Origin of the sequence: Streptococcus intestinihominis, from assembly GCF_046824975.1 — a bacterium.
GTDB lineage: Bacteria > Bacillota > Bacilli > Lactobacillales > Streptococcaceae > Streptococcus.
On the sequence record NZ_JBKQBL010000001.1, the window covers coordinates 110,753 to 116,933 of the forward strand.

At 42.1% G+C, this 6,181-nt stretch carries 9 protein-coding genes; all 9 read right to left on the bottom strand.

The window, feature by feature from the left end:
- On the bottom strand, nt 1-586 hold a 586-nt coding region (locus ACLOR3_RS00595; protein ID WP_412036884.1), incomplete at its 3' end, for a DUF4299 family protein.
- Between the two features lie 361 nt (nt 587-947).
- Nucleotides 948-1,931, bottom strand: a complete 984-nt coding sequence (trhO, locus tag ACLOR3_RS00600; RefSeq protein ID WP_140814263.1) for an oxygen-dependent tRNA uridine(34) hydroxylase TrhO — start codon at nt 1,929-1,931, stop codon at nt 948-950.
- A gap of 437 nt (nt 1,932-2,368) precedes the next feature.
- On the bottom strand, nt 2,369-2,845 hold the full coding sequence (locus tag ACLOR3_RS00605; protein ID WP_129270153.1) for a DUF6773 family protein: 477 nt from the start codon (nt 2,843-2,845) through the stop codon (nt 2,369-2,371).
- A gap of 27 nt (nt 2,846-2,872) precedes the next feature.
- Nucleotides 2,873-3,067 carry a helix-turn-helix transcriptional regulator gene (locus ACLOR3_RS00610; protein ID WP_003005328.1) on the bottom strand — a complete coding sequence of 65 codons (195 nt, stop codon included), beginning with the start codon at nt 3,065-3,067 and terminating at the stop codon, nt 2,873-2,875.
- A gap of 139 nt (nt 3,068-3,206) precedes the next feature.
- Nucleotides 3,207-3,758, bottom strand: coding sequence for an ECF-type riboflavin transporter substrate-binding protein (locus tag ACLOR3_RS00615; RefSeq protein WP_048691672.1), 552 nt, complete (start codon nt 3,756-3,758; stop codon nt 3,207-3,209).
- Nucleotides 3,759-3,771: 13 nt separating this feature from the next.
- Nucleotides 3,772-4,620 carry an SAM hydrolase/SAM-dependent halogenase family protein gene (locus ACLOR3_RS00620; protein WP_411399988.1) on the bottom strand — a complete coding sequence of 283 codons (849 nt, stop codon included), beginning with the start codon at nt 4,618-4,620 and terminating at the stop codon, nt 3,772-3,774.
- Nucleotides 4,621-4,637: 17 nt separating this feature from the next.
- Nucleotides 4,638-5,216, bottom strand: coding sequence for an MptD family putative ECF transporter S component (locus ACLOR3_RS00625; protein WP_411399989.1), 579 nt, complete (start codon nt 5,214-5,216; stop codon nt 4,638-4,640).
- Nucleotides 5,217-5,231: 15 nt separating this feature from the next.
- A complete protein-coding gene (locus tag ACLOR3_RS00630; RefSeq protein ID WP_006595735.1) occupies nt 5,232-5,924 on the bottom strand; it encodes a methionine ABC transporter permease in 693 nt (230 codons plus the stop codon).
- A partial coding sequence (locus tag ACLOR3_RS00635) for an NIL domain-containing protein (protein ID WP_412036885.1) occupies nt 5,921-6,181 on the bottom strand: 261 nt, incomplete at its 5' end. The genes ACLOR3_RS00635 and ACLOR3_RS00630, both read right to left, overlap by 4 nt.

Here is a 6,181-nt window from a genome sequence, read left to right on the forward strand (position 1 = left end):
TCTGACGGTAGAAACGAACTTGACTAAAGAAGGCGGAGCTGTATTGAACCTTTTTAACCACTTGACTGAACTCCTCTAAAGGTTGAGCGGAGTCTAAAATTTTACGAAGGAGCTCACGATCCAAGATCACAGAATGAGCAAATCCCTGAAGTTGATATTGATGAAGTTCTGGATCTTTTTCTAGATTCTGTAGATTCTTCAGCAAATAGTTCTCATAGTCAAAAGAGAAAATAGAATCTGCGTCATAGCTGGTTCCCAAATTATCGTGAATCTCATTCCCCAACTGGCGAGCTAGGGCACTGAGCCATTCCAAGATGAGTCGCCAATCTTCAAGGGTGGCAAAATCTGCAAGGATGAACTGATAAGCATGCTCTTGATCCAGGTAACGAAGGATGATGGGCAAGCAGCTCTTGCCATAGCGGATACACATCATGGCTGGAAAATCTTTGAGAGAGCGACCAAGCATGGCTTCCTCAAAACTGTAGGTAAGAACTCCTTCCACCAAATTCAATACATCTTTAGCTGGCATCACTTTTTGATAGCCAAACATACTCTTTTTATTTCGAATTGAAAACACAACTGACATTTGTTTTCTCCTTTTTGTAATCGCTTACCAAATTATAGCACAAATTTTCATGACTTTCCATAGAAAAAACAGCCGAAAGGCTGTTTTTGAATGTAGACAAACTATTGTGCTACATTAAACAGCTAGATGACTTTCAAAACATGACTTATATTTTTTTGTCATTAAAGAAGATGAAAAACTTTCCGCTGTGAGAAAAAGTGCTTGAACCACTGTGGTTCAAGCACTCGGGAGTTTTGAAACCTTAGGTTCAAAACTAAGTCATGGAACTTCGTAGAAGTTCGCTGACGTCCGTGCTCACCTAAGGGAAGTTTTTCAAAAGACTTTGTCTTCAATCTGAAACAGCCAAAAGGCTGTTTTTAACTTATGCAAGAGTTCCATCAAGCGTCTCACCGATAACGGCCAAACGTTCAGCAACTTCTGTCTGTGACAAGTTGTGTTCTTCTACATAGCGATTGCGTGGATGAACACGACACTCATGGGAGCATCCACGTAGGTACTTGTCTTCGTTTTCTTCTGAAGTCAAGATGCGACGGTTACAGAAAGGATTTCCACAGTTAACATAGCGTTCACATGGTGTTCCATCAAACCAGTCTTTTCCAACAACGCTTGGATCGACATGGTTGACATCGACAGCAATTCGCTCGTCAAAGACGTACATTTTCCCATCCCATAGTTCTCCTTGAACTTCTGGGTCTTTTCCGTAGGTTGCAATTCCGCCGTGCAATTGACCGACATCTTTGTAGCCTTCACGCACCATCCAACCTGAGAATTTCTCACAACGAACGCCACCTGTACAGTAAACTACGACACGCTTGTCCATGAATTTTTCCTTGTTATCACGGACCCATTGTGGCAACTCACGGAAATTGCGGATGTCTGGACGGATAGCCCCACGGAAATGGCCAAGGTCATACTCATAGTCGTTACGAGTATCAAGGACAACTGTATCTTCGTCTAGAAGAGCTTCTTTGAATTCTTTTGGAGACAAGTAAGCACCTGTTGTTTCAAGGGGATTGATGTCGTTATCGAAGTTATCATCCTCTAATCCAAGGTGGACAATCTCTTTCTTATAACGTACAAACATCTTCTTGAAAGCTTGCTCTTCTTCCTCATCAATCTTGAACCAAAGGTCTTCCATACCTGGAAGGCTGTGAACATAGTCCATGTATTTTTGCGTCGTTTCGTAATCACCAGAAACGGTTCCGTTGATTCCTTCATCAGCAACTAGGATACGTCCCTTGAGCCCGATTGATTTACAGAAAGCCAAGTGGTCTGCCGCAAATTGTTCTGCGTTTTCGATGGGAACATATTTATAGTAAAGTAAAACACGAATAGGTTTTGCCATAAGATTCTCTTTTCTAAGATTAAATTATCAGAATTTTTCATTCAACTATACCAGTATACTCTCCCGAGAAAACGAATGCAATTTATTTGACTGAAAAATAAAAGCCTGGGGGTCCAGACTTTAGAATGTAGACAAACTATTTTAAAGTAAAATAAGTTAAGCGATTCTGCAAAGAAATAAAAATGAGTTCCAATTTTTAAATCGATTCAAAAAATACCAAAACTTTCCGCTGTGAGAAAAGTGCCTGAAACAATAACGTTTCAGGCACTCGGAATTATTGAGACCTTAGGCTCAATAATTAGTCTTGGAACTTCGAAGAAGTTCGCTGACGTCCGTACTCACCTAAGGAAAGTTTTTAATATGACTTTATCTTCAATCTGAAGCCTGGGATTCCAGACTTTTATACAAATTCTTAAAAAACTTTTTAAGTTCTCCCCTTAATCCTCTAACTCTGCCTCAATCTTCTTTTGTTTTTTCCGATTGATAAGAGCAAGTGGTTTCTCTAACAGATAAGTCAAAAGGGCAAAGACTAAAATGGCAAGGACGATTTTGAGCAGATACTTGGGGCTGAACATAAAGCTCATCGTTTCGCGCTTCCCAATCACATCCGTTGCGATCACAAATAAGGCAAATAAGATGCCTGACCCGATGCGGCTGAACCAGCTATCTTTTTCTAACATATCTCGAATGTCGATCCCTGAGCTGATCCTTCTCACAAAGGCATAAACTCCCATGACAATCAACAAAATGAGCTCTGGAATATAAGCTACTAGGGCTAAATCCAGAATACTAGCTTTCACAAAGGCTGATAGGGCGATAAAGCAGGTCATTCCTAAAACAAGTTCCCCTGCAATTTTTCCATCAAGCAGCATGGTCCGTTCATCTTTTACAATTGGTTCTTTCTTTTGTTTCATTTTCTTCCTCTTTCTATGTTAAAACTGTTACTCCCAGAACAGTTGATCCAGCGTCTTATCCAAGGTCTTACAAATAGCAAGGCAGAGGCTGAGGGTCGGATTGTACTTCCCTGCCTCGATCAGGCCAATGGTCTGGCGTGTCACCCCGATGGCATCTGCAAGATCCCCCTGGGTCATATCATGCTCGACCCGGGCCATTTTTAATTTGAGATTTTTCGCCACAAGCTTTTCCTTTCTTGTTTTTATAACTCTATTATACACTATATTTTATATTTTGCAACATATATTTTACATTTTGTAAAAAATATTTTTGCTAAACAAAAAAAGCCTGGTTTCCCAGACTTTATCTTCTTATTTATGATTAGTCTTTAGACAAACTTCCATCTTTTGTTTGAGTCCGTGCATAAGCAATCAAGAGAAGAGAACCTGCAATAGCTACAACTAAAGCATTGACAGAACCTGCTACAACACCTTGTAGGAAGACCTTGTTGGCACTTTCTTTGTAGATCATCACATCCCCAATCGGAGCAATCAATCCCCAAATAAGCAAGTTGGCAATGACTTGTACGACGTTAAAGACGATCAATTCTTTCTTGGTCACTTCTCCTTTTAGGTTACCGATTTGCTTGCGGAAGATACCAACAAAGAGTCCAAACAAGCCACTAGAAATGATCCAAGTCCACCAGAGGCCATAAGTCATCGCATCTTTAATGGCATGACCGATAAAGCCCATTAAGAAACCAACAATCGGACCAAAGATCACACTAAAGAGGGCTTGAAGAGCGTATTGCAACTGAATGTTGGTATTTGGAGCTGGCGCTGGAATTGGGATCATCGCAATGACCACAAAGAGGGCCGCTCCAACCCCGATGGCTACAACATCCTTAATTGTAAAAGCTTGTTTTTGTTTCATATTTTATCTCCTATTAATTTTCCATTTTTCTAATTTCGATATGCCAAGAAGCCCCAACTCCTACATTATAGGCCTTGGCAAAGGATCCCTGGTTGATAGCAAGACCAACACGGTAGAGGGAATTGATATAAAGGATTGGCTGTCCAATACGCACATCTGCGAAAGACTTGCCGTAAGTTACTTGGTTTTGGTAAACCAGCATATCATTGTTGTAGATGGTCACTTCAAAGCGTTCCCCAAATTCGGGTTCCAAATGATTGAACTCTTCCCGAGTAATCGAAGTCCAGAGGGAACCAAAACGTACATCCAAGATGTCAACGGCTCCTTTGACAAGATTGTCCTCTATAACAGTTTCCACTACAGGGATTTCTACAATGTGTTCGACACTGAGTTCTGGTCCCACTTCCTCAAAGCTGATATGGCCACTGGCTAACTTAGATCCTGTATAGGCATAGACATCACGCCCATGGAAGGTATAAGAAAACTCTGTATTTGCCCGGCGGTTCTTCACCTCTGAAATCTCACGGATAGCAACAATCCCTACATGTTTCTTGATAAAAGAGAGGGTTCCATTATCCGGAGTAACAATGTATTGATTCTTCGCCGTTTTGGCTACCACACTCTTTCGTTTGGAACCAACACCCGGATCGACCACCGAAACAAAGGTTGTCCCTTCTGGCCAGTAGTCTACCGTCTGAAAGAGGCGGTAACTTCCTTCAAAGATATTGTAAGGGGTAATGTCATGGGTCAAGTGGTGAATCTTGAGGGTGGGCGATTCCTCTAAAGCAACCCCGATCATAGCAGAGACAGCCCCATCCACCAGACCGAAGTCTGACTGAAGGACTAGTAAATTATTGTGCATATTTCTTCTCCATCATGTCATTTTCTATCTAGCTTTTGATAGACCAATTGTCCCAGAAGATAACCTAGTAGAGCTCCAAGAAGAAGGGTCAATAAAAACCAGCTCACCGTCTCCATATTCGACGGTACCATAACGCGTTCAATATAATCCATCGACTTCCCACGGGCTAGTAAAGAAGCACGATAACTAGCTGGTTGGATCCACATCATGAGAATGGGCCCTGTCGTCGTAAAGGAAAAGAGGAGGAAAGACAGCGCATTGCCTAACTTCGACTGGTAGCGGCCACGGGCTGCGACCAATTCAGCCAAAAGCCCCCCAACAAGAGCAGGAAGAAAGGCTCCAGCTCCATGACGAGTGAAAAGGAAAAAAGCACCAATCACAAGAGCAACTACTAGAATAGCTCCTGTCCGTTGAATTTTCTCAACATAGACGCGATAGATCCCTCCACCAACTAGGGCAGAGAAGGCTGGAGCATAAAACATATTCCCTCGATGGTCAACCAGACTTCCAAGCAGTACGCCTAAACCAATGGCAAGAAAATACAAGCCTGCAAAGGCTGCAACCTGCTTAAATTGATGTTTCTGTATCATGTTCATGTACCTAACCCATCCTTACCGGTGACTAATTTTCTTGGTCAAGAAATCACCGATAAACTGAATAAAGAAGATCAAAAGCAGAATCAAGAAGGTTGCTAGCAAGGTGACATCATTATTAAAGCGTTGGTAACCATAGGAAATAGCCACGTTTCCGAGACCACCGGCTCCAATCGCACCCGCCATGGCTGTTTCACCAACCAAGGAAATAAGGGTAACAGTTGTCACACGAATCAAATCTGGAAGACCTTCACGAAGATAGACACCAACGATATCCCAAAATGTTGCCCCACTGGCTTGGGCCGCTTCAATTACACCTCGGTCAAGCTCAGATAAAACGACTTGAACTTGGCGAGCAAAGAAAGGAAAGACAGCTAAGGATAGGGGAACTAAGGCTGCTGTAGGACCGATCCCAGTTCCGACAATCATACGAGTAAAGGGATTGATCAAGGCTAGCAAGATGATAAAGGGAATCGCACGGAAGATGGAAGTAATTTTATCCAAGATATGGAAAACCAATTTATTCTCGATAATCCCACCTGGTGCTGTCAAGACTAGTAATAATCCTGCAATAAGTCCCAATAAACCACCAATCACAAAAGAGATAAAGGTCATATAAAGGGTCAGATAAATCGCTGTTCCCCATCCAGCTTGGCCACTCCAGCCCATCCGGTAAACATTTGGTAGATAGGTTTGAATAAAGTCAATCATGCATTACTCCCTTCTTTTAAGACACGTACAGAAACACCTGCTGCTTGTAAATCCCGTTGCGCTGCAGATAGATTGGCTGCTTCTCCAGTCAGGATAACAACCAACTCTCCAACAGGGGTATGATCCAAAATTTCAATATTTCCGTGTAGAATATTTGCAGACACTTGGTACTGTTTATAAATATCGTTGATAATCGCTGTGTCTGTCACCGAACCAGAATATTTCAAATGGGCCAAAACAGAATCCGCTGGCAATTG